The sequence below is a fragment of the Emticicia sp. genome (assembly GCF_049241225.1).
Taxonomy (GTDB): Bacteria; Bacteroidota; Bacteroidia; order Cytophagales; family Spirosomataceae; genus Emticicia.
The window spans coordinates 1-4,515 of record NZ_JBMLRC010000044.1; the positions used below are offsets into that span (position 1 = coordinate 1).

General features: G+C 41.4%; 2 protein-coding genes. Both read left to right on the top strand.

Going from position 1 to position 4,515, the window contains the following annotated elements:
- The coding region (locus ACOVO2_RS02920) for a HAMP domain-containing sensor histidine kinase (protein ID WP_421768536.1) at positions 1–885 on the top strand (885 nt) is incomplete at its 5' end.
- 90 nt (positions 886–975) lie between these two features.
- Positions 976–4,515: a gliding motility-associated C-terminal domain-containing protein gene (locus ACOVO2_RS02925; protein WP_421768537.1), complete on the top strand. Its 3,540-nt coding sequence runs from the start codon at positions 976–978 to the stop codon at positions 4,513–4,515.

Consider the following 4,515-nt stretch of genomic DNA (forward strand, 5'->3'; position numbering starts at 1 on the left):
TTTATTATCGGCATTTTACTGACGGTATTTTTAGGGGTGATTTTTGCAGGACAATCACTCAAACCAATTGCCGATATTAATCAAGAAATTACGAATATCACTGCCTATAATCTCAAACAAAAACTCAACACAGGCAATAATAAGGATGAAATTGCTCAATTGGCCATTAATTTTAACCAAATGTTGGAGCGTCTGGAGCGGTCGTTTGAGTTGCAGAAAAGTTTTGTATCGAATGCTTCGCACGAGTTACGAACGCCACTGGCTGCTATTAAATCAGAAATTCAAATTGCACTCGAAAATGACCGAACAACAGACGAATATAAAACAATTTTACGTTCTTTATTAACTGACAATCAGCGACTTATACAGTTAACAAATGGACTTTTACAATTGGCTAAATCAGAAAATCGGGATAATAGTTTGGTGATGAAACCGACTCGTTTGGACGAACTCTTATTTAAAGCCCAAGAAGAAGTCTTGAATCTGAATAGTGAATATAAAATCTTGATTGATTTTGAAGAAATTCCAGACGACGACGAATGGGTAAGTGCCAATGGCAACGAAGCACTACTACTGACAGTTTTTACAAATTTACTCGAAAACGCCTGTAAGTATTCGCCTGACCATCAGGCCGAAGCCAAGATTAAATTCAATAATAAGCATTGTATTGTGGCCGTAAAAGACAACGGCATCGGGATTCCAGCAAGTGAACTAAGTAAGATTTTTGAGCCTTTTTACCGCACCCCAAACGCCTCGAAATACCGAGGACATGGCATCGGGCTATCGGTTTGTAGAAGAATAATTGATATGCACCAAGGTAAAATTGATGTAACGAGCGAAGAAGGAAAAGGCAGCACTTTTGTAGTGACTTTGCCTCATTTATAAATTTTTGTCTGTACCGAAGGTCTGACAAAAGGCGTAGAACAACATCATAAACAAAAAATATCGTCAGACCTACGGTCAGACGTAAACACGATGAAATACTTATACTTTATCCTTTTTTCTATTTCCACGATTACTGCTTTTGCAGCCCCCAAACCCTCGGTGAAATTTATCCGAAACGAAGGCCAATGGGATGCCTCCGTTCGTTTTCGAGCAGATATTCCTGGAGGATATTTGTTAGTAAAAAACTCAGGCCTGCAATACATCTTCTACGATACACAAGCAATGGCAGCCATTCATGCCGGAAATTTAGACCCAAAATCTGGCCGAAAATCAATTGGGGCTATCAAAGCACATGCCTACGAAATGACGTTTGCCGAAGCCAACCCATCAGCTAAAATCGAAGCAGCTTCTCCCACCACCGCCACTTACAATTATTTTATCGGCAACGACCCTACCAAATGGAAATCGAATGTAGCGGCTTTTGATGAAATTTACCTGAGAGATATTTACCCAGATATTGACTTCAAATTATACAGTTTCGACCAATCGCTCAAATACGAGTACATTGCCAAGCCCCGTGCCGATGTTTCAAAAATTAAGATGAAATATGAAGGTTTGGACGGAATTAGTATCGAAAACGGACAACTTCAATACAAAACTTCGGTAAATATTGTTAAAGAATTTGAGCCATATTCGTTTCAGACCCGCAACGGAAAAACGATTGACATAAAATCTAATTTTCGGGTAACTAATAATGAAGTTCGTTTTGAATTCCCCGAAAACTACGATACATCACAACCACTCATCATCGACCCAGAATTGGTATTTTCGACCTATTCAGGTTCAAAATCAGATAACTGGGCCCAAACAGCCACCTACGATGCCGACGGCAATTTATTTGCGGGCGGTTCGGTTTTTGGTCTTGACTTTCCGGTAAGTAATGGAGCTTTTCAGGTAAAAGGAAGTCCAACCACCGCATCAAGTGCCGAAAGCGTGGCAGGTTATGGCATTACTGACATCGTGATTATGAAATTTAGTGCCGATGGTTCAACGCTCCTCTACTCTACTTTTTTGGGCGGAAACGCCTCCGATGTTCCGCATAGTTTGGTAGCCAATTCTAAAGGCGAGTTAGTTGTTTTCGGCACAACATCTTCCAATGACTTTCCAATTGGTAGGTCTTCTTACCAAAAATCATTTGCGGGTGGAAGTCTGATTGGAATTTATTCGTCGTTTTCAACCGCAGACCAAGACCCTAATTTTGTGGGTATCGGTTTTGAGCGAGGAACCGATATTTTTGTGAGTGTGCTGAGCGTTGATGGCAAAAGTTTGGTCGGGAGTACGTACATAGGCGGAAAAGCCAACGATGGTTTCAATGATACTCGTGCTGTGAACATCAAAAATTATGGCGACGAATTTAGAGGCGAAGTTGTGGTCGATAAAAATGACAACATATACTTTGCGTCTGTCACGGCCTCGACCGATTTCCCACTCGTAAAACCAACTCAAAGTGTGAAAGGAGCAGGATTTGATGGCGTAGTTTGTAAGCTCAATAGCAATTGCACACAACTACTTTGGAGTACGTATTTGGGTGGAAATAATTTCGATGCAGCCTACGGCATAAAAGTGACTGATGCAGGAAAAATATACGTTTGTGGCCAAACATTTAGTGCTAATTTGGCCGTAAAAGATGGAGCATATAACAAAACCTATAATGGTAGTGGCGATGGTTTTATTGCCAAATTCAGTGCCGATGGTGCGATTGAACAACTCACTTACGTAGGCACCAACGAAGCAGATATAAACTTCTTTCTGGAAACCGACAAAGAAGAAAATGTGTATGTATTTGGCCTCACACAAGGCGATTACCCTGTTTCGAGCGATGTGTATCGAAATGCCAAAAGTGGACAATTTATTCATTGCTTTGATAAAAATCTGAGTAAAAGTATCTTCTCAACCACCATCGGAACTGGTCGAGGGGTGGGAAAAATAGATATTGTGCCAACGGCTTTTTTGGTCAATGATTGCGGCAATATTTATCTTTCGGGTTGGGGCGGAAAAGTAAATGCCTCAGTTGGGCGTAACCTCAATCGAAATAGTACGACAACGGGCTTGCCGGTTACTTCCGATGCTTTTCAAACAACCACAACTGGTAGTAACTATTACTTTATGATTCTTGAAAAAGGTGCAAAATCGTTGCTTTACGCCACTTTTTTCGGAGCTTCTGCCCCACCCACACCCGAAGGAGAAGTCGGTGACCACCTCGATGGCGGCACTTGCCGATTCGATAAAAATGGAATCATTTACCATACTGCCTGCTCGTGTTTGCCACGCCAAGGGCAAGCCGTGGCTACTTTCCCTACGAAAAACGCCTACCAACCACGCCACCAAAGCACCAACTGCAATATGGCGGCTTTTAAGTTTAGCATTGATGCTTTAAAAGCTGATTTTGAAATAAAAAATGAATCAAATCGAGTAATAACCGAAGTATGTGCCCCTGCCAAAGTTAATTTCAATAATTTGAGTGTTGGGGCAAGAACCTACGAATGGGAATTTAATGGCAATGTGGTTTCTCGATTGAAAGATGTAGTTTTCAATTTCACAAATCCCGGAGAATACACGGTTAAACTCCGAATTTTCAATAAAATCACCTGTCGAACTACCGACTCAACCGTTAAGAAAATCTTGGTCAAGGGTTTCATTGCCAAGGCTGGTCGAGATACATTGGTTTGCCCCGATTCACCTGTACAACTTTTGGCCGAAGGTGGCGATAAATTTACCTGGTCGCCCGCAACTGATTTGAGCAGTTCTACCATTGCCAACCCAATTGCCAAACCCAAAGCCACCACCAAATACACGGTTTTGATGGAAAAAGACGGCTGTACAGTATCGAAAGACGTGACAATAAAGGTTGAAGATAACAAACTTGATTTTCAAGCCAGCGGAGGAAAAGAAATTTGTGCGGGGCAGAGTGTCACACTCACAGCACTCGGCAATGCCACTAAATTTACGTGGTCGGGCGTGGGTATGAAAGATACTGTTGCAAAACAAATAATCGTAAAGCCCACGCAAACAAGCACTTACACGGTTCGGGGCGAATACCCCGATGGGTGTAAACCCACACGCACAACCACTGTGGTTGTTGATAATTCATTCAAACCCGACTTCGATTTTGCCATTACTCAAGATTGTGACAAACCATACCAACTTACGTTTACCAATAAATCGACCAACGCCCGAAGCTATGTTTGGGATTTAGGCAATCGAGATTCGCTCAGAGTGGCTGTCCCCGAAAACTATCGTTTTCAGAAAGGCGGCACCTATGCCGTAACCCTGAAAGCCTACAACGCAGTTGGTTGTGAACTTTCAACGACAAAAAATATTGACATTCCAGAAAATGATGGTAAAGTTCCGAACGTTATTACACCAAATAATGATGGAAAAAATGATAACTTTGTCACAGGATTTAAAAATGCAACCGTAGAAATTTTTAATCGTTACGGAAAACTGATTTTCAGTTCAAAAAATTACCAAAACGATTGGGGAAATGGTATTTCGTCAGGCACTTATTATTACACCATTAAAACCGATACAGGAGTTGATTGTAAAGGTTGGGTAACAGTGGTAGATTAA

Bases quoted from the DNA above. Each gene is read 5' to 3' on its own strand.
- ACOVO2_RS02925 (WP_421768537.1), top strand. From the start codon at position 976: ATGAAATACTTATACTTTATCCTTTTTTCTATTTCCACGATTACTGCT.